The organism is Clostridium sp. MCC353 (assembly GCF_018785315.1).
In the GTDB taxonomy this organism is placed as follows: Bacteria; Bacillota; Clostridia; order Lachnospirales; family Lachnospiraceae; genus CHH4-2.
In genome coordinates, this window is record NZ_WQPN01000040.1 from 1 (window position 1) to 25152 (window position 25152).

Annotated in this window: 20 protein-coding genes; all 20 read right to left on the minus strand. The window is 47.5% G+C overall.

The features are described 5' to 3' along the window. Window positions 1–132: 132 nt before the first annotated feature. Complete coding sequence (locus tag GPL15_RS09410; RefSeq protein ID WP_215698313.1) at window positions 133–624, minus strand: PTS glucose transporter subunit IIA; 492 nt, start codon at window positions 622–624, stop codon at window positions 133–135. 26 nt (window positions 625–650) lie between these two features. Continuing rightward, window positions 651–1976, minus strand: coding sequence for a 6-phospho-alpha-glucosidase (locus GPL15_RS09415; protein WP_215698315.1), 1326 nt, complete (start codon window positions 1974–1976; stop codon window positions 651–653). A gap of 128 nt (window positions 1977–2104) precedes the next feature. Next, window positions 2105–3697, minus strand: a complete 1593-nt coding sequence (locus GPL15_RS09420; RefSeq protein WP_215698317.1) for a PTS transporter subunit EIIC — start codon at window positions 3695–3697, stop codon at window positions 2105–2107. Window positions 3698–3912: 215 nt separating this feature from the next. Beyond that, on the minus strand, window positions 3913–4677 hold the full coding sequence (locus GPL15_RS09425; RefSeq protein WP_215698402.1) for a MurR/RpiR family transcriptional regulator: 765 nt from the start codon (window positions 4675–4677) through the stop codon (window positions 3913–3915). Between the two features lie 120 nt (window positions 4678–4797). Continuing rightward, window positions 4798–6528 (minus strand): class I mannose-6-phosphate isomerase, encoded by a 1731-nt coding sequence (locus GPL15_RS09430; RefSeq protein WP_215698319.1) that lies wholly within the window; start codon window positions 6526–6528, stop codon window positions 4798–4800. Further along, a complete protein-coding gene (locus GPL15_RS09435; protein ID WP_215698321.1) occupies window positions 6525–7466 on the minus strand; it encodes an ROK family protein in 942 nt (313 codons plus the stop codon). Before GPL15_RS09435 ends, GPL15_RS09430 begins: the two co-directional genes overlap by 4 nt. Next, window positions 7429–9063: a trehalase family glycosidase gene (locus tag GPL15_RS09440; protein WP_215698323.1), complete on the minus strand. Its 1635-nt coding sequence runs from the start codon at window positions 9061–9063 to the stop codon at window positions 7429–7431. Before GPL15_RS09440 ends, GPL15_RS09435 begins: the two co-directional genes overlap by 38 nt. Further along, window positions 9053–9700 (minus strand): SGNH/GDSL hydrolase family protein, encoded by a 648-nt coding sequence (locus tag GPL15_RS09445; protein WP_215698325.1) that lies wholly within the window; start codon window positions 9698–9700, stop codon window positions 9053–9055. The genes GPL15_RS09440 and GPL15_RS09445 overlap by 11 nt, the downstream gene beginning before the upstream one ends. After that, window positions 9681–11369 carry an alpha-amylase family glycosyl hydrolase gene (locus GPL15_RS09450; RefSeq protein WP_215698327.1) on the minus strand — a complete coding sequence of 563 codons (1689 nt, stop codon included), beginning with the start codon at window positions 11367–11369 and terminating at the stop codon, window positions 9681–9683. The genes GPL15_RS09445 and GPL15_RS09450 overlap by 20 nt, the downstream gene beginning before the upstream one ends. Further along, window positions 11366–12790: a sulfatase gene (locus tag GPL15_RS09455; RefSeq protein WP_215698329.1), complete on the minus strand. Its 1425-nt coding sequence runs from the start codon at window positions 12788–12790 to the stop codon at window positions 11366–11368. Before GPL15_RS09455 ends, GPL15_RS09450 begins: the two co-directional genes overlap by 4 nt. 4 nt (window positions 12791–12794) lie before the next feature. Beyond that, complete coding sequence (locus GPL15_RS09460; protein WP_215698331.1) at window positions 12795–13664, minus strand: carbohydrate ABC transporter permease; 870 nt, start codon at window positions 13662–13664, stop codon at window positions 12795–12797. A gap of 10 nt (window positions 13665–13674) precedes the next feature. Beyond that, complete coding sequence (locus GPL15_RS09465; RefSeq protein WP_215698333.1) at window positions 13675–14547, minus strand: sugar ABC transporter permease; 873 nt, start codon at window positions 14545–14547, stop codon at window positions 13675–13677. Window positions 14548–14609: 62 nt separating this feature from the next. Beyond that, window positions 14610–15893 (minus strand): ABC transporter substrate-binding protein, encoded by a 1284-nt coding sequence (locus tag GPL15_RS09470; protein ID WP_215698335.1) that lies wholly within the window; start codon window positions 15891–15893, stop codon window positions 14610–14612. Window positions 15894–16112: 219 nt separating this feature from the next. Beyond that, entirely contained in the window at window positions 16113–16982 is an 870-nt protein-coding gene (locus GPL15_RS09475; RefSeq protein WP_215698337.1) for a response regulator, read from the minus strand. Then, window positions 16979–18724 (minus strand): sensor histidine kinase, encoded by a 1746-nt coding sequence (locus GPL15_RS09480; RefSeq protein WP_215698339.1) that lies wholly within the window; start codon window positions 18722–18724, stop codon window positions 16979–16981. The genes GPL15_RS09475 and GPL15_RS09480 overlap by 4 nt, the downstream gene beginning before the upstream one ends. A gap of 251 nt (window positions 18725–18975) precedes the next feature. Next, a complete protein-coding gene (locus GPL15_RS09485; RefSeq protein WP_215698341.1) occupies window positions 18976–20436 on the minus strand; it encodes a sulfatase in 1461 nt (486 codons plus the stop codon). Continuing rightward, the gene (locus tag GPL15_RS09490) at window positions 20433–21947 is read right to left on the minus strand and encodes a tripartite tricarboxylate transporter permease (RefSeq protein ID WP_215698343.1); all 1515 of its coding nucleotides are present in this window, start codon (window positions 21945–21947) and stop codon (window positions 20433–20435) included. The genes GPL15_RS09485 and GPL15_RS09490 overlap by 4 nt, the downstream gene beginning before the upstream one ends. Window positions 21948–21959: 12 nt before the next feature. Beyond that, entirely contained in the window at window positions 21960–22418 is a 459-nt protein-coding gene (locus tag GPL15_RS09495; protein WP_215698345.1) for a tripartite tricarboxylate transporter TctB family protein, read from the minus strand. 25 nt (window positions 22419–22443) lie between these two features. Beyond that, window positions 22444–23544 carry a tripartite tricarboxylate transporter substrate binding protein gene (locus GPL15_RS09500; protein WP_215698347.1) on the minus strand — a complete coding sequence of 367 codons (1101 nt, stop codon included), beginning with the start codon at window positions 23542–23544 and terminating at the stop codon, window positions 22444–22446. 22 nt (window positions 23545–23566) lie between these two features. Continuing rightward, entirely contained in the window at window positions 23567–25039 is a 1473-nt protein-coding gene (locus GPL15_RS09505; RefSeq protein WP_215698349.1) for a sulfatase, read from the minus strand. Window positions 25040–25152 lie beyond the last annotated feature (113 nt).

A 25152-nucleotide genomic window follows, 5' to 3' on the forward strand; every position in this document is an offset into this window, starting at 1 on the left:
GTTTCACTTACGGTTGGAAGCCGGTTTTCATCGCCAACGGATTCCGTTCCGCCCGGTGCCAACCCTCCAAGCGGGCCTCCTCCCCCGTCCGTCCCCATCCCCAGGATTCACGGCGTTACTTTCACTAATCAACTAAATAAAGATTTCCGCCACTATCGTCTCCCCGCCCACCGCTTGAATACCGGTTCGGTACTCCATTGGCTTCAGGTCGGGGGAATCCATGATGATCATGATCACATCGGCGCACAGGCCCTTGGATTCGATGAATTCCTTGTCGAAGCGGATCAGCTGATCTCCTGTCTTAACCTTTTGTCCGGCCTTAATAAAGCTTTCGAAGCCCTGGCCTTCCAGGCTCACGGTATCGATTCCGATGTGGAGGAGGAGGTCAAAGCCGTATTCCGTCTTCAATCCAACCGCGTGCTTGCTGTCTTCCATAAAAACCGTGATTTCCCCGTCACAGGGGGCGGTTACCATACCATCAGACGGATGGATTACCACGCCGTTTCCCAGCATGCCGGAAGCGAAGGTCTCGTCCGAAGCTTCCGACATTGGTACAACTGCGCCGCTGACAGCGGCTCTTAAAGCATTTTCTTTTTTGTTTTTCTTATTGAAAAATCCCAGCATATGTGAATACTCCCCTCAAAGTATATTTATTTTAATTCCGGCCAGTAGCCTTTATTTGCCGGGATCAGCTCATCCAGAATCTGTTTTGCCACACTGGCGCTGGGCACTGTTTTGGACAGTGTAAGGGCCTGCCAGAGTTTCAGGTAACTTCCTTCCACCCAGGCTTCTACAACCAGACGCTCTACTGCCAGCTGTTCTTCCATCATGCCCTTTTCAAATGTTGGGATATCTCCCTGGCACAGCGGTTCCGGACCATTGCAGCCTACCAGACAGGGCACTTCTACCATGGCTGTGGGGTCAAAATTGGAAATGGCTCCTTTATTTTCCACGATGCACAGCATCCGTTCATGGGTGTTATAGGCGATTGCACGGGCCAAATCCACGATAAATGAAGCATGGTTGTCGATTTCAAATTCCCCGCCTTTTGCAGTACCAGCGGCAATGATTGCGCGGGCCGCATCGAATACGTGTTTTTCCCTTCCTTCCATCACCTCATTGGCTCTGGTATATTCAGGATCGCTGTGGGAAACCACATAATCCGGGTAGAGGTAGTATTTCAAATAGGTGTTGGGCAGGAAATTGGGGTCTAATGCCAGCAGATCCTTAGCTTTTTTATGGGTCTCCTGCCAGCTGGCGTCCATGTGCTGGGTTTCTACCGCTTTTTGTGTTAAATAGCCATTTTCAGAAACATATTCCAGAAGCTGGGGCATTAAATCCGTTCCGTCTTTATCCCTCACGCCGGTCCACCATCCAAAATGATTCAGGCCAAAATAGCTGACATCAATGTCTTTCGGATCTCTTCCCACAATATAGGACATGCGGCGTTTGGTTCCTACCGGCATATCGCAGATATTGAGCACTTTGGAATTTGGGCGCAGCACCCGGCAGGCTTCTGCCACGATGGAGGCCGGGTTTGAGTAGTTTAGCATCCAGCAGTCAGGGGAATATTTCTCCATATAGTCGATCAGTTCCAGCATTCCGCCGATACTTCTCATTCCATATGCGATTCCGCCCGGTCCGCAGGTTTCCTGGCCTACCACGCCATATTTCAGCGGGATTTTCTCATCCAGTTCCCGCATTGCGTACTTTCCAACCCGGATGTGGGCCATACAGAAATCCACATCGGTAAATGCCTCCTCAGGGTCTGTGGTATAAGAATATTCCACATCAGGAGCTGTTTCTTTCATGACGATCTCCAGCGCTTTTGCAATGGTTTCCTGGCGCTCAGGGTCATTATCATATAATTTCAGAGAGCGGATCGGGAACCGGTCCAGATTATCCATAAGCATCATAACAATACCAGGCGTATAAGTGCTTCCGCCTCCTGCGATAACTACAGAATATTTCTTCATATATTTCCTCTCATTCTGCCGCTGTAAGCGGCCTGCAATTCATATCAGCGATTAACAATTATTCTGCTTTCGATCTTTAATCTTCTATCGACAGCCATTCTGTATTCCATTTATTATTCAGCGTCCAATTACTGTTCCGCGCTCCGTCCCAGATAAGCGTCCACCGCTTTTCTCACGGAATTCACTTTCAGGCCATAAACTACCTGGACATTATTGCCTTTTTTAATCACTCCGTTGGCCCCTGTTTCCAGTTTCAGCACGTCTTCTTTCACCAGTTCCGGGTTCGCCAAAATCAGCCTGAGCCGTGTGTAGCAGTTATCCACCTTGGTGATATTTTCCGCTCCGCCCAGGGCTTCCACGATCAGGGCAGCATCTACGGCGTCATTTTTCGCACCTGTTTTTTCAGCGGCAACCTTTTCCTTGTACTCCGCTTTTGAGTGCAGCTTCATTTCCATTCCTTCCGTTTCACGGCCCAATGTCTTTAAATTGAGGGCGGTGATCAGGATGCGGAATACCACGTAATAGATCACAAAGAATACTAATCCGATCAGAATATAAGTAATCCAGTGTGTCTTGGCATTGCCCAGCGGAAGGTTATAGAGCAGGAAATCAATAAATCCGTTGGGGCCGATGGCGCGGCAGTTGAAGATATTAAACGCCACCATGCTGAGACCGCTGAGAGCCGCATGGATTACGAACAGCACAGGCGCCACAAACATGAATGAAAACTCAATCGGTTCCGTCACACCTGCGATAAATGAAGTAACTGCCGCAGGAATCAGAATCGCTTTAATTTTTTTCTTATTTTCAGGTCTTGCCGTATGATACATAGCCAGACATGCGCCGATCAGGCCGAACATCTTGGAAATACCTCTGGCATCCCAGACTACGGACTGTGACAGCAGTGCAACAGAAGGATCTGCCATTTCTGCGTAATAGATATTTCTGGCGCCTTCCAGCACCTGTCCGCCCACAGTTTCCACGCCGCCCAATGAGGTGTAGAGGAACGGTGTGTATACCAGATGATGAAGTCCTGTAGGAATCAAAAGACGTTCCAAAGAACCGTACAGGAAGATTCCGAAGTTGCCGGAACGGTTGATGAAATTGCCCAGCCCTGAGATTCCCGCCTGTACAAAGGGCCACACATAGGTGAGAGCCACAGCCAGCACAACCACAACAGGGATCAATACGATAAATACAAATCTGGAACCGCCGTAAATCTGGAACGCATTGTTAAATTCAATCTCACAGAATTTATTGTGAACCATAGCGGTTACGATACCTAAAATGATGCCTAAAAACACGCCCATATCCAGAATCTGGATTCCCAGGATCAGGGTCTGTCCTGTTCCCCTTAACGAATCTCCGGTATATAAAATCCCGGTAAGATCCATGAATTTGTTCATCGCATTGATGAATACCAGAAAGCCTAAAAGAGCGGTAAAGCCAGCTTCCGACTTCTTTTTGTTTGCCAGTCCCACGGCAATTCCCACGCAGAAGATCAATCCTAAGTTATTTAAAATCGCCACCAGGGAACCGGATAAAATGGAACCGAACCCTTTAGTAACCGGATTATCCAAAAAAGGAATCATTTCTATCAGTCTAGCATTTGTGAACAGGTTTCCAACTGCAATCAGAATACCTGCAATGGGAAGTATCAGAACAGGTATAAACATCGCTTTTGAAAAGCGCTGAAGCACGTCCATTATTTTTTCTTTCATCTCGCCAATCCTCCAACATCATTTTTTAATCCCACGTGAAATTCATGTCTGCATTATAACCAACCATTTTTTGTTTGTATATAGTTTTGGCCATGAAAGAAACGTGTTCCGCCGAAACGGAACACGTTCTAAAATAGCTGTAAACAGCCCATATATCGTTACTGCCCGGCTCCAGGTATAAACAAATCCCGGTCATCCGAACCATAATCTAATATTTAGTCATCCGGCGTCACCTGCAGTACTTTATAATACTCATAAATCAACAATTCCATGAGCATCAGCACGTTGGGAAAAAATGTATTCGCCATCATATTGCGGTCATCCAGTTTGTTATTGTCCTCAATCCGAAAGGAAATATCCGCCAGCGCGTTCACCCGGTTTTCCAGTTCATTGGTAAAGCTGACGATAAAAATACCGTTTTCCTTAGCGATCTTGGCCCGGTCCACCACGCTCTGGGTCTCGCCCGACCGGGAAATGGTGATCAGCATCCCCATATCCGCCAGATTGTTTTCAAATACCCCGATGGAATCCATGCCGCTGGAAACAATGCATTTCCGCCCCAGAACCAGCAGTTTCCTGTTAAAGTACTCGGCCGACATGGCAGAAAATCCGGTGGCATAGATGAAGATAAACTGGTTGTCCAGGTCACAGATCTTTTTCGCAAACAGTTTCATCTGATCATAGGAATTATACTGCAGAAGGTTATTGCTGCAAAAACTGTTTATGAAATGAAGGTCTTCATCAATACAGCCTTCCGCATTCTTCACCATAGGAAGAAGTTTGTAATACATATCCACAAAACCACTGTAACCCAGCTTTTTGGTCAGTCTCATGATGGTGGAAGAAGAGGTAAAATTCTCCTTTGCCACACCCCGGACGCCCATTTTCAGCACCTGGTCGATGTGTTCCACAATGTAATATAAAACCGTTTTTTCCATCTCCGACAGGTTTTTCCCATCGGTCAGTTTGCTTAAATCCATCATTTTGCCCACTCTCCATTCCTACCATTAAGATTACCGGCCATCATCTCTATTATAGTAGAAATTTGAATCTGAGTAAAATCTTTTTTCTGCCTGGATCAGCCCGAATCAGCCCTGTATTTATGTCCGCACATATGCCTGGACTACAGCAATCTTCTTTTTTTCACAAGTTCTTATAATATAATCTCCAACCTGTTCCGGAATAATCAGCGTTTCCGCATAATTTACTTCAAACGGTTCAAATGCGGCATCCGGGCTGATGATCTGCGCCCTTTCCCCTTCTACCAGATTCAGCATCCTGACGGAACCGCAGCCATGGACCAGCGCTTCATCCTCGATCCAGTATCTTGTAGTTTCGATGAATTCCAGTTCATGCAGACCGGTGTGTTCGGCTCTGTAACCGTCCCCAGCTTCCCTTTCCCAGACCTGGTTTATCAGATTCTCTTTCACCCAGCGGGTCGTGCGGTCCCATCTGATCACTTCCCTGCCATGTTCGAGATGAACCGGCCTTGGCCTGCCGTCCAGCCCTGTTCTGTCCCAGTCCCAAAGTTTAAATGTAAAGATATACGGGGTGGCGCTGATTTCCAGAACCATGGTATTTCTGCCTGAGCAGTGGCAGGTTCCTGCGGGAATTAAAAAATGGTCATGCTTTTTGGCCGGGAAACAATTGATAAACTGTTTTGCATCAAATGGCCGTTCACCCCTTTTAGCAGCCTCCAGTTCCTCCATCACCACCTCTTTATCAACACCCTCCCGCAGCCCCAGATAGACCTTTGCATCTTCTCCCGCATCCAGTATATAGTAGCTCTCATCCTGGGTATAGCCCATGCCAAACTGCTTTCTTATGTAATCCGTATTGGGGTGGACCTGTAAGCTCAGATTCTGTCCTCCCATTGTATCCAGCAGATCAAACCGGATCGGAAACTCCGCTCCAAACCTGGCATAGACTTTCTCGCCCAGCAGCGGAACGGGCTGGTAGAGCACCAGATCCATGGCGGGAATTTCTATTATCCCGTTTCCAAAATCCAGTAAAAGAGAATTTTCTTCAGGGACCCCGTCAAAACTCCAGGCATAATTCTTTTCCCTCTCATCCAGGCCGCAGACCTCTTTCATCCACTGTCCTCCCCATACCCCGGGATCAAAATACGGAACTGTCCTGAAAGGCTTTTTAACCAGTTGTTTTAATCCCTCTCTCACAGCCCCGCCGTCCACCATCTTCGGCTGTCCTTCCACATGAGTATCCACAAAAAAATCAATTTTATCAAAAATCGACGCCTTATGTTTATCTGCAATTCTCCATTCAATAAAATATCCCCGTTTATATTTTTTTAACAAATCCTCGTCATAATTGGAACAATGATAATTTCCCATTCCCTTTCTGTAGCGAAGCTGGATTTCCCATCTCGACAGATCCAGATAAACCAGTATATCACCTGTTTTAACCAACGAAGCTCCGAATCCGTATATGATTTTTATCCCCTTTTCCGCCTCCAAAGCATTTCTGGCAGATTCCAGGCTTTTCTGATCCAGCAGATCATATACATCACCAAAATACATTTTTCCAAAGACCCGGTCATCAGTCAGATGATATTTCAACTGCTCATTCAGCTCTTCTTCCGGTTTGAAAATGGACTCCATATCGATAAAAACAGCCGGCTTTATCTTTTGCAGCTCCTGTATCACCTCCCGGTCATATACACCCGGATAAGTTTCCACCACCAATACGCTGTCGTCCGTCAAGGTTTCCCCCAGTTTTGACAAAATGGCCTCATACCCGCTGATGCATGTATTCTCATATCCCCTCACCTTAGACGATGGTTTCCGGTTATAACGGCTCTGCGTTTTTTTCATAGCACTCCTCCTGTATCCACTTCTTTCAGTTGATAGTACAGCCCTTTCATGATGCTGGACGATGTATTTTCCGCCACATCAGCCTTTATGTGTTTCTTTTCACAAACATTTCTCAATTCATCGCCAAAAAATGAAAAACTGGCTGAAATCTGCCCTCCCAGCACTATGATTTCCGGCTCGAACCGTTCCAGAAACGGTTTAACAGCATCAGCCACATCCCGGCCGAATTCCTGAAAACACCTGACCGCCCGGCGCCTGCTTTCACTGCCTTGCGCCCCACAGGCCATCTCATAGAGCTCTTTTCCCTCACAGATACGCCCGAACTCCCGGACTGCCAGCCGCTCCAGCCCCCGGGCCGACAGATAATCGTCTATTCTGGCATCCCGGAATGGGCAGTCATAGACCCAGCCCTGATCCGGCACTCCGTCTCCCTCTTTTTTCACCAGAAAGCCCGAATCGGTAAATGCGCTGCCGGTTCCTGTTCCAATGCAGAGGTACATCGCTCTTTTGGCATCCCGCGCCTTTCCGTACCGGCATTCTCCCAATGCAAATGCCTCAGCATCGTGCATAAACACAAATGGATAGGCGGTTTTCAATATCACATTAATAGCTTCCCCTATATTGCAGCCGTAAATGGCGTCGTATTTATTCAGCCCATGCATATAGCTGATTCCCCTCTCATAATCAAATGGGCCAGGAAATGCCATGCCAATCCGCTCAATTTCGATCTGTTTCTCTTCCTCCATCCTCATAACAGCTTCAGAAAAATTATTCAGGATTTGTTCCCGGGAACCATTGGACCCTGAGGGAAACACATCCATCCTGTCTTCCAGTCTCAGCGTTCCTATATCCGGCTGTTCACTTTTAACCGCACATAATTTTACTGCGGTCCCTCCCACATCAAACAGTAAATCGTATTTCTGACTTTTCCGGCACATCTTTTATCACCTCCCGGGTTCCCATTCTGATGTGAAGTCTGAATGCCTTCTCGCCCGATGCGGAAACTTTTACCACACCCTTCTCTTTACGGGCACACAGGCTGACCGTTTTTCCCCTGAACCAGTAACGCCAGCAGCCGACAGCCCCCTGTTCCAGATATTCCGGTTCTAATTCCCATATTAAATCTCCCGTTTTTTGATTTATGGAAATTCCAATTCCATATTGGATCAGGTACAGAACCGGCGCCAGACCCGACCATCCCACAAAGTCCTTTTTATCTGCATTTCCGCTTGATAAAAAATCCGGCGGATAATTTTCCCAGATACTTCCAGTCATTTTCCAGATCTTCACAATGCAGTCCAGATGATTCAGAGCGATCTTTTTTGCAAGCTCATGCCTGCCGCATCTTTCCAGCCCCAGCACCACCATCGCATTGATGGGCGCCCAGACCGAACCTCTCCAATATCCGCCCATGGGGTCATATTCCGGTTCGTCCGCCGCAACACACGGCACCCGGTGGAGCCTGTTAAATGTTTTTTCATCCTCCAGCCAGCCGGCCAGCCGTTCCGCCTGCCTCTCCTCTGCAACACCGGATATCAGCGCCCAGAAGGCGGCGGCCGTCTTTATCCTGATCGGTTTTCCATCCATGGTGAGATCATAATAAAAACCGCTTTCCTCATCCCACATCATTTCATTAATCAGCGTTTTTAAAGAAGCTATATCGTTTTCTATTTCATTTTTCCGCTGTGCCAGCTTTCTATCATCCGATGCCGCTGCTGCCATAATCGAAAGCAGATTTCTGCCAAACAGCACCATTTCACAGCTGGTATCCACTGCCAGCCCCAGTTCCCTGTTCCTCGGGGAATTATCCATGCTGGCCCAGTCCGTAACATATAAACCGCTTTTATGCCTCAAATGATATTTAAACGCCTGGTAATACTGATACAGAGGTTCCACAACCGCGGACAGCCTTTCCCTGTCCCCGGTATGGCAGAAACTCTCCCATTCCGCAAATGCCAATAGCGGATGATTCAGGTTATCCAGCGTCAGATAGGGATACGGTTCTACCTCACGGCCCAGATCCGGCTTATATACCTCCTCATAGCAAAGCGGCCGCTGGCTTTTTAATTTCCTGTGTCCATAGTGATTATGGAAATAAGAATACAGCGGCTTTTGGAATCCATTCACCCAGGGCAGAAAATCCTTTCCTGTATCCCGAACCATCTCTCTGGGGATCTCCCCGTCATCAAACTGACGGCAGTAGAAATTATCCAGGGAACAGATGCCCGGGACATAGGGATGAAGCACATTGCAGAACAGCGTGATAAAAACCGTATCCCATAAAAAGATATCTTCGTTAAATGCAGCGTCCACAAAATCGCTTACAAAACCGCTTCCTGTTTTCGGCTGGTGTATGTTGTCAAACAGAAGTTTAACGGCATAATCATAACAATCGGTCCATTCCCGTTTTCCTTCCAGAACCGGCTCCGGTATCTTCTCCCTGGCCTCTTCATAGATATAGTTCTGTTCCCTCTTATATTCTTTTTTGGGAAAAAATTTTCCTCTTTCCAAACTCTCTAAAAATTCATACCCCATATATTTTTCCTATCTCCTCGCTGATAATCCGGTTTATCATCACATATCCCGCCCCGTTGGGGTGGATTTTATCTTCAAAATGGCTTTCTATGTCCATGCCTGCACGTTCTGCCTCCTGTTTCATATCGATAACCGGAAATCCATACCGTTTTCCTGCCTCTTTTAACGCACCCGCATAATCCTCAAGGGTCAGCCCCAAAATGTTGTCGCCAGCACGATCCTCCACATTTTCCATCCCATATGGCCGCTGAACCCGCTCCAATGGTGTAAGCCATATAATATCTGCCTGTGGATACCTCTTTCTCAGACATTTTAAGACGTAATCCAGAGCACCCCAAAAGGTATATCCGGCTTCATTTCCATGACATCCCATAGGGGTTCCCCAATACCAGTCATTGCTCCCATGCCAGATTAAAATGAGCATCTTTTCCTCTTCCACAAATGGTTCGTCCTGCATGAGAAGACACGCCAGGCTGTGAGGCGTTGTCAAAGCCAGTCCGCTGGATGACTTCGCCCGGTTTTCTATTCTTTCTGCCCCCATGGATGCCTTTAACAACTCCATATATCCCCCATCTCCATGGTTTGCCGTGGAAATACTGTCGCCAAATATGAGAATCTTATTCCATCTGTCTGTCATAGTTTTCACCTGTTTTTACCCACATGTATCCATACGGCGGCACCTCTAATCTGCCATTTACCGGGCTGCCCGTTAAAAGCTCCGCGCCGTTATATCCTGTATCCAGTTGTACGGTTTCATTCGATACATTTACCAACACCAGTATCTCGTCTTCCCCATCTCCCCGAACCAGGACAAACAGCCTTGGATCTGTCTCCAAAACTTTCTGCGGGCTGTTGGGCGCAAATGCCTGATACCTCTTCCTTATGGAAATCAGCTTCTTATACTCTTCAAAAACCAGGTTTCTTAAACTGCCCGGAGTATGGATTTCGGCCTTCAGCCTGCCGTAATCCAGCTTTTCCCGGTTAATCCTGCGCTTTATTCCAGATGAAAGGTACTCTTCCCGGCAGTTTTCAGATCCCAGCAGGCTGTGGTAATAAATTGCCGGCAGGCCCATAACCGACAGCAGAATACATTGGGAGGCCATAAATTTCTGTACCTTTTTCCTGATATCCTTTTCATCACCGGCAATGGCGCTAAGATAGCTGATATTTAATTCGTACGGAATCTCAGAACCATCCGGCATAGACCGGAAACTCACCAGACCTCCGCGTTCCACTGCGGTATCGGCCATGAGCTGTTTTTGTTCCTGAGTCAGTATATCCTCCACCGGTCTTATCCCAATTCCGTCATGGGAAGCCAGGAAGTTGAAATACGCTGTTTTATCACTGGTTTTTTCCAGAGTTTCCGCCCATCTGCTCAGTTCCACAGCGCTCCCGCTGATAAAGGAATAGAAGGTCAGAGGCGGAAGGGGAAACTGGTAAACCAGCCCGGCCTCGTCAAATCCATTGCCGAAATAGCGGATGTTCTCCTGATGGGGCACATTAGTCTCCGTTATTATGGTACAGCCTGGGGCGCACCTGTCTAAAACCAGTCTCATGAGCTTCACCACTTCATGAGCCTGAGGTAAATTCATACAGGTTGTACCCCCTTCTTTCCAGATAAAGCCGGCCGCATCAAGACGGATAAATCCGGCGCCTTTTGAAGCATAAAACAGCAGGATATCCAAAATCTCAAGCAAAACATTATCATTTTTATAGTTAAAGTCAATCTGGTCTTCACTGAATGTGGTCCAGACATATACCTTTCTGCCGTCTGTCTCAAAGGCCGTCAGAAGAGGAAGGGCCCTGGGGCGTGTCACCATGCTGTAATCTTCCGAAGGATCCGCTTCGATAAAAAAATCCCTGTATCCTTCCTCTCCCTTTAAAAACCCCTGAAAATATTCGCTTTCCCTGGATGCATGGTTCACCACAGCGTCCAGCATCAGATCATAACTTTGACCCAGGCTCTGAATATCCTCCCAGTCTCCCAGCTCTCTCCGGATGGATCTGAAATCCGAAACGGAAAACCCGTCATCCGATGTATACGGGAATGTGGGGAGAAGGTGTATTCCGCTGATATATCCTTTCAATTCTTCATCTGCAAACCGCTTTAAAACCGGAAGGGATGGGCTGTTTTTCTCTTTAATGCCGTCCCCATAGGTGATCAGAAGCACATCAGTCTGATCGATCCAGGATTTTTTTTCCTTAATTTTCCCTTTCCATTTCCCCATTAAATTTTCAACTTTTTTTGCCGTTTCTTGGTAATGATCCGGATACAATTGTTTTACACGCAGTTCTATCTCTGTCATATGCTTTCCTCCATCCCCTCTAAAGGCTGGCGGGGCGTTTCCCGGACCAGATATGGCACGTCCGGCACATTAAAATCATCTTCCGTGTCCCTCGCCCATTCTTTCAGCCTGCGGTTTAACTCAATCCTCTTATCGATATATAATGAATTGTGGGCCAGATTTATAAGTTCCAGAGGGTCGTCATTTAAGTTAAACAGCAGCCATTCCTGGTTCTCCAGGCACACATACTTCCAACCGTCACGCGTTACGATCCCTCTGTATGGAATATCGATGCTGTCATAGTGTCTGGTGGGCACCACGGACTGGAGATAGGCGCTGTCCGGAATCTCACCCGGGACACGGCTGGCCGATCTGACCCAGGAATAGTCCGTTCCTTCCATCCATTCAGGTATTTCCAAATCGCACAGCCCCAGAGTGGTGGGCGCTGCATCCACATGATTTACCGGCAGGTCGGACACGCCGGACTTGCTGTCATAATAGGTCATCGGCATCTCTCCGCCGATGATAAATGGGACGCGTATGGCCTCTTCATAAGGATTGGTCTTTCGGAACATGCCATGCGAACCATGCATATCCCCGTGATCGCTGAAAAAAATGATGTGGGTGTCCAGATCCAGCCCATTTTCCCTGAGTTCGTTTAAAATTCTTCCCACATTCCAGTCCAGATTCTCGATCAGGGCATAGTACCCTGCCAGCTCCTGCCTGGCCCTCTTTTGAAACTCCCCATAGGGCGGCACATTGTCCTTCATAACCAGCTTCCGGGAGTTATATTTTCCCATAAATCGGGCCGGCGCAATATAGGGATCATGAGGCGGCTGAACGCTGATCACCATAAAAAACGGCCGGTTCCTGCCCTCTTTCTTTTCCTCACCATAATACCGGATCTTTTGAAGCCCCATATCCACCAAAGAATCCGTCTCAAATCCGGGCAGGCGGTGCAGCGGCACCTCCTGTTCCCCATCGTGACCATGAACCCAGCAGTTAAACTGGCTGTTATTGTTCTCATACCCCACCCAAGTGGAGAACTTTCCCCTGTGATCTCTCGGAACAAACTGCTTTTGCGGGTCAACCCCTGTCCCGATTCTGGGATTCAGCCCTTCCAGATGCCATTTTCCATAGTATAAAGTGTCATATCCCGCGCCGTTAAATACCTCTGCAATGGTATGTCTTTTGGGGTTCAAAGTGAAATCATGGCCGGCCACTGAGCTTTTATGCGGATAACACCCGGTCAGCAGAGCTCCCCGGTACGGGGAACACAGCGGAGTGCCGCTCACCGCGCGGTTAAAATTAATTCCCTGAAGCGCCAGATTATCGATATTGGGCGTGCTCACATTAGGATCTCCATTGACCGACAAGGCGTCTGCCCTGAGCTGGTCCGCCAATATCCAGATTACATTCTTTCCATTTCCTTCCCTACTCATCTTCTTATCCTTTCATTCCGGTAGTAGCGATCCCCTGTACAAAGTATTTTTGTAAGAATATAAACAAAACCAGGACAGGAAGAACGATCATGATGGTCGCTGACATCAGATAATTCCACTGAATAAACGTTTCGCCCTTAAAGGCGTTTAACGCAAGCTGAACGGTCTGCATTTCCGTCCGGTTAATGACTAACAGCGGCCAGGTGTACTGATTCCAGGTATCCACCACTTTTAAAAGTCCCAGCGTGGCAAAAAGCGGTTTGCTCATGGGCAGGTAAATGCGGATGTAAGCGGCCAGTGACCCGCATCCGTCAATTCTGGATGCCTCGTCCAACTCCCGGGGGAACCCCAGATAATACTGCCTGCACATGAATACCCCGAAGGGATTGGCCACAATAGGGAGGATTACTCCGATGTAGCTGTTAATCAGCCCCACACCTCCGGCGCCCAGCCAGTTATTGCCTCCCATCAGCGGAAATTCTTTGATCTGTAGAAATACCGGCAGCATCATAATCTGCATCGGCAGCATCATTCCCACCATGGCGCAGTAAAATAACAGGTTATTGCCGAAAAATTTCAGCCGGGCAAACGCATATCCCGCCAGAGAATTGATTAAGAGGCTGATGAGCGTCACAGCCGCTGTGATAATTGTACTGTTCAGAAAATAGCGCGGCCAGTCTCCCATTCCCATTGCGGCGGTTAAGTTGGAAAACATAAATTTTTCCGGCAGAAGGCTTGTGAACCCAGCCGCAATCTCAGCATCCGATTTAAAAGCAGTGCAGACCAGTATAACGATGGGCAGAGCCGCAATCACTGCTGTCAGCACGATAAATGATTTGAGAAGCAGCGCCTTTATCTTATTTTTTATATGCATATCCGACCTCCTATTCTTCCCTTCTCGTCAACCGGAAATTGACGGCGCTTATGCCGCCCACTATGATCAGCAGCACCACAGACATGGCGGACGCATACCCTAACTCGTATCTTGTAAAACCAGTGGTATAGATCTGATGCACAAGCGTAGTGGTTCGGTAAAGCGGTCCACCCTTTGTCAGGATATTCACCTGTTCAAACACATTAAAACAGGAGATCATTCCGGTGATCAGCAGAAATGAACTGGTATCCTTCAGCAGCGGAAATGTAATATGCCAAAAAGTATGGATACCCGAAGAACCGTCCATCTTTGCCGCTTCATAGTACTCCTCCGGAATTGCCTTTAATCCGGAGAGGAAAATCACCATATAGTAGCCGCTTTTTTTCCAAATATCCATAACGATAATACATGGAAGAGCCAGATCCGGATCCAACAGCCATTGTTTCTTCGGCAGCCCCATCCATTCCAGCAGGGTGTTGAAAATACCGCTTCCCGGCTCGTACAGATACAGCCAGATCATGGATACCGCCACCATGGAAATGACATGGGGCATGAAGATAAACATCCTGGTAACTCTGGTTTTAATCAATGGATTGTTAATAACTGCCGCCAGCAGCAGCGCTATGGCTAATGCCGGAAACAGCGTGGCCGCCGCATAAACCAGCGTATTTTTAATTGACAGCAGAAATGCTTCATCCTGAAGCAGGTCCCGGTAATTTTCCATGCCTATAAAATTGCGCTTGGTGAACATGTCAAAATCAGTGAAACTGTCGCCAATGACTTTAAATATGGGAATAAAATAGAAATATGTAAAGATCAGGAAAAAAGGAAGTACAAAAAAATACGCCGTGTAATCCCGCCCCAGTCTTCTCTGTTTTTTCAAACCAACACCTCTTTCTCAGCATTTAACAAATGGGTACCTTCCGGCACCCACCTGTTACTGATTTATTTCGTCTCTTTCAACAATTTTTCCTGAGCGGCGGCCAGCGCTTCTTCCGGCGTTTTCACACCATAGAAGACCTGTTCCAGCATCTCATCCAGCGTATCCTCATATACTTTTGACCACGTAACCTTGGGATTTCCATATCCACATTCAATGGCATCTGCGACCGCCTGGTTTAAAACCGGATCCATCTCAATATAAGCCTCCGCTGTAGACAGATACGGCGTGGGGATTCCGGTTTCTTCCATCCGTTTTGACAGCACATCACGGCTGGCCAGATAGGAAATCAGGTCAAATGCCTGATCGGGGTCTTTAGACTGGGAAGTTATTCCATACAGCCATACGCCGCACCAGGTGGCTGGTTCTTTATTGGGCACACAGGCCGCTACACCGAATTTATCCTCCATATCCGGGTTTTCTTTTATATACTGAGCGAAATTTTTGTTGGGAAGATATCCCATGACCGCAGTCCCTTTTAAAATAGGATTTTCACTCCAGTTGTCATTTTCAAATATGGTGGAAAGGTCATGAAGCTGATCCATATACTGGACCAATTCTAATGCCTCCGGCTGGTCAAAAAGCGGCAGATTCGCTGATTCGTCCACCAGTCTGGCTCCATTTTGATGGATGAAGCTGTTGGCCAGCACTCTGGCATCCTTGGTCGGCATGGCAAAACCGGCTCTCTCCACATTACCGTCTTTGTCTTTTATGGTCAGCTTTTCTGCATATTCCAGCATCTCTTTCCAATCCTTAGGCGGACGCGATCCATCTAATCCGGCTTCTTCAAACAGATCTTTTCTGTATACAAATACCTGGGGATCCGGGCGGTGGGAAATTCCATAAAGTTTATCCTGATAGCTTCCCAGATCTTTCATTGCCGGAATGAAATCATCTTTCTCCTCCCATTTCTCAAAATACGAATCTAACGGGATCAAATGCCCTAAATTCACTCTTTCCGCGATATTTCCGATTCCCAGGTCGATGATATCGGGCGCTGTGCCGGAAGCAAATGCAGAATTCCATTTCGTCACCACATCCGGAAAGGCAATAAACTGCAGGTTCACCTTTACCCCTGTTTCTTCACTGTAATCGCTGACCGCCTGTCTCAAAAGCTCCGCGACCGCATCCGTTTCACTTCCCCTGGTCCATATATCGATTTCCTTCTGGCTTTCCTGTTTTTCTTCCGGCACTTTTTCATTCACATTCTTTGCCCCGGCCCCTGCCGAACATCCCATAAGCGCGGCGGCTGCCATAAAGGCCGCTGCTGTTAAGAAACTTTTTTTCATATCTTCTCCTATCTGCGTGCCCGGCACGCGTACATGATCTGACCTGGCCAAGTCATTTTGGTAATAATTCAGCAGAACATCCTGTCTGTTGAACTTATAAATATTGTAATAAATTCCGCCTGAAATTAACATAAAAAAAACCTGGTCATTTTCTTCTAAAAACTTATTGGTTTTTTGAAGAACTATGGCCAGGTTTTTATTTTCTTAGAATTTTATAATTTACTTAGATGTTTTTATAAAAGTGATATATTTTTTAGGCGACATTCCCGTATAATTTTTAAAAGCAGTGGAAAAATACATCTCATTCTGATATCCTGCTTCCGCGGCCACATCCTTGATTTTTCTTCCCGGATCAGCCAGCAGTTCTTTCGCCCGTTCCATTCTGATTTCCGTAAGATAGGCGTTAAAATTCTTGCCCGTCTTCTGTTTAAATGTCTGCGACAGATAATCCGCATTGTAATTCAGTTCTTCCGCCAGTGAAAGAAGCTTAACCGGCTTGCTGTAGTTTAAATGAATGTATTCGATGATCTGGTTTATCAGATAATCGGAAGATTCCCCCACCGGTTCATTCCTGTATTTTTCCAAAATCTGCATCAGCCTCTGTTTGACGCACCGGTACTCTTCTGTATTCATTCCAGCCGTTTCCAAAGAATATTGCTCCAGTTTTTCCAGACACTCCAGAATACCCATCTGCTTTTCCTGGGATTCAAGGCTTTTTTGTCTTTGCTCCTCCTCGATTTTCTGCACAAATTCCCTGATCTCCTCATCTCCGGTCTGAGCCTTCAGCAAATAGTCTTTCGCTCCCAGCTTCAGCCCTTGATGGACGTATTCGAAATCATTATAATTGCTTAAAATCAGGATTTCCACCTCCGGATATTCCTGCTTCACAGCCCGGATCAGCTCAATTCCATTCATAACCGGCATCAGAATATCCGTAAAAATGAGATCCGGAATTTCCGCTTTACAGCCGTCAAGGGCTGCCTTTCCATTGGGAAATGTGCCTGTCACTTTTGTGTCCGGTATTGAGATTAATATGGATTCAAACCACTGTCTGATTGGTTTTTCGTCGTCTACAATCATTACTTTCATCTTTTTTCTCCCATCCGGGCAGGAATACGTACCGTCACCGATGTCCCTTCCCCGACCCTGCTTTTTATCACCAGTTCCGCATTCTCCCCATAGAGAAGCCTGAGCCGGTTTTTTATATTCTCCAGCGCGATTCCGTGTTTCACCTGCTCTCCCACCTGCTTTACACACAGACTATCTGAATCAAATCCGGCTCCATTGTCGTCGATTACAATTTCCAGCAGCTCTTCTTTAAGCGCTGTGCAGATCCTGATTACGCCGCCTTCCTCCCGGCCGGATAAACCGTGGAAAATAGCATTTTCAATGATCGGCTGCAAAATCAGTTTCGGTATTGTGAGTTCCATCGTTTCCTGTTGGCACTCATAAACCACCTCAAAGTTATGCCCATACCGCACCTGCTGGATATATACATAATCCTTTAAAAATCTGATCTCTTCCTCAACTTTATGCATACTCTCTTTATTATGCAGCAATTCGGAGAGCAGGCGCACCAGCGCGACGATCACTTTATCAATGGATTCCCGCTCCCCCAGACGGTTTAAATTCCGTATGGACTGCAGGGTATTGTACAGAAAATGTGGATTAATCTGGGCCTGCAGGGCTTCAATCTCAGAGATCCGTTTTTCCTCCTGTTCGGCTAAAATGCGGCTGATCAGATGCTCGATTCGCTCTGTCATCTTTTTATACTCGCCATGCAGGTACCGCACCTCGTTCTTCGGCATTTTTTCCTCCGCTTCCTCTTCCTTTCCATGGTATTCACGGATTTCATGGGCCAGATTCACTATGGGGACGGCCACATAACGGGATGCGACAACTGTCAGCATGAGAAAGATCAGCGTAGTCACGATCAGAATCAATGCCAGCGTCTGCCGTACATCATGAAAAGATGATAATACCACTTCTAATGGAGTGCTGCTTATTATATACCAGTCCATCTTGTCTATTTTAGAAAATGCCACAATTGAATTTTCCTCTTCTGAATAGAAATATCCTTCTTTAAAACCCTGAATTTCCTGAAACAGCTTTGTCCCCTCTATGCTTTTCCCCAGCCTCTCTTTATCAGAGGAAGACATGAGCTGCCCATCGGATTTTACAATTTCGATATACTCTCCCGTATCCAGGTATTCATCATATGCTTTAGAAAACACCGTTTCCGGGAAATCAAAGATCATGATTCCGATTTGATTACCGGTTCGGACATCCACCAGATATCTCACAGCAGAAATTATGTTTTCTCCATAATAAGAGTAGGCCGGACTCCACACAAGGCTTGTCCGGTTCTGGTTAATAATGCTTTCAATATAAGCCTGGCGCTCCCGATCCTGCTGCCTGGTGGCCTGCTGGGATGTGGTAATGTAGTTATCATTCCCTATGCCTAAAAACGTGATGTAATATTCCAAATTATAGAATATATTCTCATTATCGATCAGGCTCAGCTTCGCCCTGTCATACTTATGAACCTTGTCATATGCCGGTTCTTCATCCTTCATATTCACATAATCTTTTATCTCATTGTTAAAGAGGTAGGAATTGGAAATATAAATCGTGTTCTCTATCATGTTTTCATTCTTATCTGCGATATGCTTTAAAGAAGTGATTTTAAAAGTGCCGAACTCTTTTATTGTCCTTCTTTCGATCAAATTGACAAAGCTGGCAAAACATACAAACACGGTTAAAATGATGATGGGAACATAGATGATGACCAGTTTTTTCCGGATGTTCAAATTCTCTTTCAAGCGTTCCATACAGTTCCTCCAAGGTATTTGCAGTCAGTTCATTAAATGCAGTATATCAAATCTGAACCGATAATGCCAGTGTTCCCCGCATTGGTACGTCAGCTTATGAAAACGTTTTTAAGATATCTTAAAACAACCTCATGTGATATCTTAAATTCTGATATCACATGAGGTTGTTTTCACTTAATGCCTGAAGCGATTAAGCTGTGTAAGGTCCGCCTTTATAACTGTCGATTTGCAGATTATTTTTATACTTCACTTCACCTCAGCCCCAGCCTGATATACTGCTCCGGCGGCGCTTCATTTTCTTTCATCAGCTTTATCAGATTCCCGATCATTCTCTGCTCCACTTCTTCATCGTGAATCGGCGACATCTGCAAGGGGTCTGTCTTTAAGTCAAACAGCACTGTGCCCGGATTATTTTTTAAAGCAGTATCGCCAGTGGCATCCTCCATGGCGCTGATCTTCATTACCGGAGTGTTCTTGGTAAAAGCGAACCCATCTACAAACTGGGCCGTCCTCATCTCTTCGGCTGAGAACAAGCAGCGCATATGGGTGGGCATCTGTGTATAATTATACAGCGGTTTATTGCCCGGAACGCTGTCTCTCATATAGACATAGCGGCCGTCCGTAATATTGACGTGGGCGCCGTGAAGGCCGAACAGGGCATATTCCCGGACAGGTTCATCCTTTGTTATGACCTGAGAAAGATCATGGCCCAGCATGTCTTTCGCTGCCTCTACGCCAAAAAGCCCCAGCAGTGTTACCGGAATATCGATATTCTGAACCAGAGATTCCCGGCGTTCACCGCTGCACTCATAGCGCGGGTCCCAGATAAACAGGGGAATGTGCACCGTCTCGTTGTACCATGGCTGGGCGCATTTGGCCCAGAGATCATGCTCTCCCAGAAGGAAGCCGTGGTCGGTATTTACAATGACCATAGTATCTCTCCACATGTCATTTTCATCCATGAAATCAAGAAATTTTCCCAAATATGCATCGCACATGGAGAGAAGGGCCGCATATTCATACCGGCAGTGGGCCACTTCCTCAGGAGTTTCCGTCACACCCCTGTACTCCGGCCAGTCAAACAACGGGCCGCCGTATTCATGGGGATAGAGCTTCTTATATTTTTCCATGGTATAGAAAGGTTCATGAGGGTCGAAACACTCCCAGTGCAGAAACCAGTTATCCTCGTCCTTATTCTGTTCCAGAAACTCCAGTCCCAGTTCAAATACCTGGGCCATGGGCTGTTTCTCCTCACAGTCTATGTACTTCCGGTTTACCAGATCCTGTCTCCAGCACCTGCCCAGATGTTCCGGCACCTGAGGGTCGCAGACATTTCCTTTCCACCGGTCGCCCTCCTGGCCGCGGACGATCTCCCAGGTATTGTACCGGTTGTGGTAGGTTGCCCCGCCGTCCTCCCAGTAATGCTGGTGATCGCTGATCATATGGGTATAAATCCCGTGATTCTGAAGCATTTCCGGCATGGAGTCATCAAACGGTTCCAATGGGCCCCAGCTGCGGTGCAGGAAATTATATCTTCCGGTGTGCAGCTCCCTTCTGGCCGGCATACAGGGCAGGCTTCCCGCATAGCAGTTGTCAAATGTGACCGTTTTTTCAGCCAGCCGCTGAAAATTAGGCGTTACGGTCCAATCACAGCCATAGGGTTTCAGAAAACGGCGGTTCAAAGTATCAAACATCAGCATGATCGCTCTCATTTTCCTACCCCCATTTTACTTAACAATCCTTTCAGCAGATCCATACATTTTTTCTGGGTTAGTATCACTGAAACTACAGTAATAACCAGGAAGAAGCAGCTGATGGGCCTTGTTACAAAGATGGACCAGCTTCCTTCCGACAGCACCAGAGCCCGCCGCAGATTAAACTCGGCCAGAGATCCCAGCACATACCCCAGAGAGATGGGCATCACCGGGAATCCCAGCTTGCCGATCACAAATGAGATAAAACCGCAGATCAGGAACACGCCGATATCAAACACAGCGTTGTTGGCCGAATAAGCCCCTGCCGCGCAGAGCATAAGAAGAATCGGTGCCAGCACCGTATCCGGCACTTTCGTAATCAGCGCAAATACTCTGGACAGAAACCGCCCTTCCAGAAGCATAAACAGATTCGCCACAAACATACCGATCATGACGGCGTAAATCAAAGGCCCCTGGTCGTGAAACAGCGATGGTCCCGGCACCATTCCGTGAATCATGAATGCTCCGATCAGTACGGCTGCGGAAGGGCTTCCCGGAATTCCCAGGGTGAACAGGGGAATCAGAGCACCGGCCGTAACCGCGTTATTGGCAGATTCCGAGGCCGCAATCCCTTCCAGTTCCCCTTTTCCGAAATTCTCTTTTCTCTTCGATCCCTTTCTGGCCAGATCGTAGCTGAGAAAAGAGGCCAGGCCAGTGCCCGTACCGGGAATTGCACCTACAATGGTCCCGACCACCGATGAGCGGACCATGGTTTTAGTCACCCCGCGGATCTCCTTCATGGACAGACCGTCCTTATAATCCATCTCTACAACCACTTTTTCTTCCATTTTTTTCCGGTAACAGTCGGCAATTTTTTCTAAAATGCTGGGAACGGCAAACAGTCCCATGAGCACCGGGATCAAGCTCAGCCCCCGGACCATATTGATATTTCCAAAGGTCAGCCGGTAGGTTCCCGTCATGCTGTCAATTCCCACAAGGGAGATCAAAACTCCGATACATCCGGAAATCATGCCTTTCCATATGTTATCTCCGCTGACGCTGGAAATGATGGACAGGCCGAATACTGCCAGCGTAAAAAACTCCGCCGGTCCGAAATTGACCGTAAACTCCGCAATGGCAGGCGCTCCGAACAAAAGCACACAGGCGCTGAAAATGCCGCCAAATGTGGATGCCGCCAGGGCCATGAGAAGGGCCTTTCTGGCTTTCCCCTGTTTCGCCAGGGGATATCCGTCCATCATTGTGGCCGCCGCCGCATTGGTGCCCGGCGTTCCGATCAAGATTGCGCTGATGGAACCGCCGAATTCTCCTCCGCAAAAGATCGCGGTGAGAAACAGAAGGGCCGACGACGGGCTCATGGTATAGGACAGCGGAAGAAATAAGCTGATTCCTATGGTACCGGTCAGACCGGGTATAGCGCCGAAAATAATTCCCACCAGGACGCCTAAAGCAATATAGAGCAGCGGCAGCGGTCCGAAAACCGACTGCGCGCCCGCAAAAATATCAGCCATATCATTTTCCTCCTATAAAGCGAATTCCGGCAGCATAATATTAAGCCCTTTGCTGAATCCGAAATAAATCACAACCATAATCGCCAATACAACCAGCCACTGTTTTACACTTTTCACCTTCTGGTATGCCATGGTTCCCACCCCCATCAAAAGGCTGGACAGGAAAAATCCGAGCCGGGGAATCAGAAACAGGTAGAACAGGAGGCCGCAGAAATAGAGCACCGCCATCATTTCCGGTTTCACTGCATACACTTTTATGGTTTCCTGGTGCAGCACCAAGCTTTTAACAATCAAAATCACACTGATGAGCGCTGTTATACAGCCCACCATCTGGGGTATCGCCTTGGCGTCTATGTACTGATTCTGCTGGTAAGTCTGGCGTATCTGGGCCGGTATGACAGCCAGCAGAACGCCGGACAGGATCAGAAACAGGATACCGCTCACCAGATTTGTTTTTATCTTTATCTCCATACAGAAACTCCTCCCGTTCTCAGGCTTACCCGACCAGCTGCAGGCCGATCTCCGGTCCGTACTGTTTGAATTTCTCCAGCTCCTCATCCATATGGGACTTGATGGTATCGCCGTCACGCATATCAATCTCCATAACTCCGGCATCAAGCAGTTTCTGCCGGCACTCTTCATTTTCCAGCGCTTCTTTTATGCTCTCCGTGATGATCTGTACCGCTTCGTCAGGCGTATCCTTTCTGGCTCCGAAAAACAGAAGGCTTTCGCAGGCAAAATCTGCGCCCAGAGATTTTAAGGACGGCACCTTAAATCCGTCATATCCTTCATAATCTTCCTCATTAAATGTATAAACCGGCACCAGCTTGCCTTCTTTTACATAGTCTTTCGCCAGCCCAAGACCTGCAAAGGCCAGGTCGTTGGAGCCGCCCAGACACTCAGAAAGGTTGACGGAAGCACCATCCGTAACGATGTGATCCGCGTCAAGGCCCAGAAGCAGCATGGAAGTCGCACACATGATATGGCCCATGGAGCCGGGAGCTCCGGTAGCGTATTTGATTCTGCCGCTGTAGTTCTTCACATCTTCATAGGTAGAAATTCCTGATTTCTCCGGGCAGGCGAACATGCCGAACTGTTCCGTATCCGTGGAAACCAACGGGATGATATCGTCTTTGGTATAAGCAGTCTGGTTAAACAATGGAATCGATGTAAAAATAGCCGTGGTACAATAACTCAGCTCGTAATTTTTGCTGTTTTTCCCCATCATTTCCGTAATACCGATCATTCCAGCCGCTCCTGGCGCATTATATATGGTGACAGTCTGGCCTAAAGACTTGGACGCATAATCCATAATGATTCTGGCCCTTACATCCGTTGCGCTGCCCACTTTAAACGGCACGGTCACGGTTATGGGCTTGTCCAGTTTGGCTTCGCCCCCGGCTTTATCACCAGTCTTATCACCGGCTTTATCCCCTTCCCCGGCCTTTGCAGCCCCGGCGGTTCCTGCTGAGCTCTCTGTCTTCGAAGCCGGTTCACTGCCGCCTGTTTTACCGGCATTCCCTGACGAACACCCTGTTGTTCCCAGCAAAACTGCACACATTGCGGTACATACGATTCTCATAGTTGATTTTCTCATCACTTACTCCTCCTACTGATTTTTAAATGTATTCCTGCAGCCCCAGCCTGATATATTGTTCCATGGGGGCCTCATTTTCCTCCATTAACTCCGTCATCCTGCGGGCGTACCGTGTTTCCAGTTCTTCGTCTTCTATGGGATGAAGCTGCTGCGGGTCCTCTTTCCGGTTGAACAAAAGGCTTCCATACTTCATGTGGTCGCTGTAGCGGTAATATGCTTTCTTGTCATACCGCTCATCCACCGGGATCTTCAGCACCGGCGTATAGTCATTGAACTCAAACCCCGGATAAAGAGACGCCTGTTTGATTTCCTCCAATGCCATAGGCTTCATAATATGGCTCGGCATCAGCGTATACTGGTAAAGCGGCTGGTTCTCCCCGTTTTGGGCGCATCGCATGTATGTATAAACCCCATCGGTGATATTCACATGCATTCCATGGTAGCCGTAGAGAACCATGCCGTGAACCGGCTTGTCTGCCTTCAGCGTTTCAATCATGGATTTCCCCAGCATATGCTTCCCCGGCAAAAGATCGAAAAAATCCAACACCGTCGGCGCGATATCCGGTGTCTGAACCAGGCTCTTTCTCCGCTCTCCGTCTCCTTCTCCGGAAGGAATATGCATAAAAAATGGAATATTCGCCAGTTCGTCATAGACCGGCATATAATTCTTACCTACAAAGTCCTTTTCCCCCAGCATATAGCCGTGATCCGTATTGACAATCAGAAGGGTGTCCTTCCACATATCGTATTTATCAAAGAGATCCAGAATTTTTCCCAGGTACTCATCGCACATAGTTACCAGAGCAGCGTAATTTACCACATATTCCTTTAAATTCTCCCGGTCCTCCCCCTGAAGCGGCCTGTAAAACGGCCAGTCCATATCGGAAGGCAGATCCGTATACATCTTTTTGAACCGTTCCGGCACATAAAACGGCTCATGGGGATCGAAATACTCCAACTGGAGATACCAATTATCCCGGTCCTTATTTTCCGTCAGAAACTTTTTCCCCCGTTCAAAGCAGCGGACGTGGCTGAACTCTTCCTCCAGCTTCATCCATCCGCGGTTGGCCCGGTCCTGCCTCCTGCCTCTCCGTGCTCCGTCAAATCCGTCCATCATAACCGCCCAGGCATCTCCCTCTTGTCCGCGGATGTATTCAGAGGTTGTAAATCTGTTCTGGTAATTTACGCCTCCATCCTCCCAGTAATGGCAGTGATCTGTTATTAAATGAGCATAAATACCTGCGTCATTCAACATACCGGGCATGGATTCGTCAAATGGCTCTATGGGGCACCAGCCTCTGTGCAGAAAGTTCAACCGTCCTGTGTGTAGTTCCCTCCTGGCCGGCATACAGGGCAGGCTGCCCACATAACAGTTGTCAAAAGTTCCGCAGTGCCTGGCAAGTCTCTCAAAATTCGGCGTCTTTACCCATGTGTTTCCATAGGGGCTTAAATACCGTTTATTCAGAGAATCATACATAACCATAACCGCTCTCATCGCTTCCCTCCAATCCTCATTCCAGCAGCTTTAACTATTCCGTCATTTTTCTTCAATGTATATTTTTATATGCGTGTTCGATAACGCATCATACACTTATTATATATTTTCAG

Bases quoted from the DNA above. Each gene is read 5' to 3' on its own strand.
- GPL15_RS09495 (WP_215698345.1), bottom strand. From the start codon at position 22,418: ATGGAGATAAAGATAAAAACAAATCTGGTGAGCGGTATCCTGTTTCTG.
- GPL15_RS09480 (WP_215698339.1), bottom strand. From the start codon at position 18,724: ATGGAACGCTTGAAAGAGAATTTGAACATCCGGAAAAAACTGGTCATC.
- GPL15_RS09435 (WP_215698321.1), bottom strand. From the start codon at position 7,466: ATGTGCCGGAAAAGTCAGAAATACGATTTACTGTTTGATGTGGGAGGG.
- GPL15_RS09475 (WP_215698337.1), bottom strand. From the start codon at position 16,982: ATGAAAGTAATGATTGTAGACGACGAAAAACCAATCAGACAGTGGTTT.
- GPL15_RS09445 (WP_215698325.1), bottom strand. From the start codon at position 9,700: ATGACAGACAGATGGAATAAGATTCTCATATTTGGCGACAGTATTTCC.
- GPL15_RS09440 (WP_215698323.1), bottom strand. From the start codon at position 9,063: ATGGGGTATGAATTTTTAGAGAGTTTGGAAAGAGGAAAATTTTTTCCC.
- GPL15_RS09490 (WP_215698343.1), bottom strand. From the start codon at position 21,947: ATGGCTGATATTTTTGCGGGCGCGCAGTCGGTTTTCGGACCGCTGCCG.
- GPL15_RS09505 (WP_215698349.1), bottom strand. From the start codon at position 25,039: ATGAGAGCGGTTATGGTTATGTATGATTCTCTGAATAAACGGTATTTA.
- GPL15_RS09470 (WP_215698335.1), bottom strand. From the start codon at position 15,893: ATGAAAAAAAGTTTCTTAACAGCAGCGGCCTTTATGGCAGCCGCCGCG.
- GPL15_RS09420 (WP_215698317.1), bottom strand. From the start codon at position 3,697: ATGAAAGAAAAAATAATGGACGTGCTTCAGCGCTTTTCAAAAGCGATG.
- GPL15_RS09450 (WP_215698327.1), bottom strand. From the start codon at position 11,369: ATGACAGAGATAGAACTGCGTGTAAAACAATTGTATCCGGATCATTAC.
- GPL15_RS09500 (WP_215698347.1), bottom strand. From the start codon at position 23,544: ATGAGAAAATCAACTATGAGAATCGTATGTACCGCAATGTGTGCAGTT.
- GPL15_RS09460 (WP_215698331.1), bottom strand. From the start codon at position 13,664: ATGCATATAAAAAATAAGATAAAGGCGCTGCTTCTCAAATCATTTATC.
- GPL15_RS09455 (WP_215698329.1), bottom strand. From the start codon at position 12,790: ATGAGTAGGGAAGGAAATGGAAAGAATGTAATCTGGATATTGGCGGAC.
- GPL15_RS09410 (WP_215698313.1), bottom strand. From the start codon at position 624: ATGCTGGGATTTTTCAATAAGAAAAACAAAAAAGAAAATGCTTTAAGA.
- GPL15_RS09430 (WP_215698319.1), bottom strand. From the start codon at position 6,528: ATGAAAAAAACGCAGAGCCGTTATAACCGGAAACCATCGTCTAAGGTG.
- GPL15_RS09425 (WP_215698402.1), bottom strand. From the start codon at position 4,677: ATGGATTTAAGCAAACTGACCGATGGGAAAAACCTGTCGGAGATGGAA.
- GPL15_RS09415 (WP_215698315.1), bottom strand. From the start codon at position 1,976: ATGAAGAAATATTCTGTAGTTATCGCAGGAGGCGGAAGCACTTATACG.
- GPL15_RS09485 (WP_215698341.1), bottom strand. From the start codon at position 20,436: ATGAGAGCGATCATGCTGATGTTTGATACTTTGAACCGCCGTTTTCTG.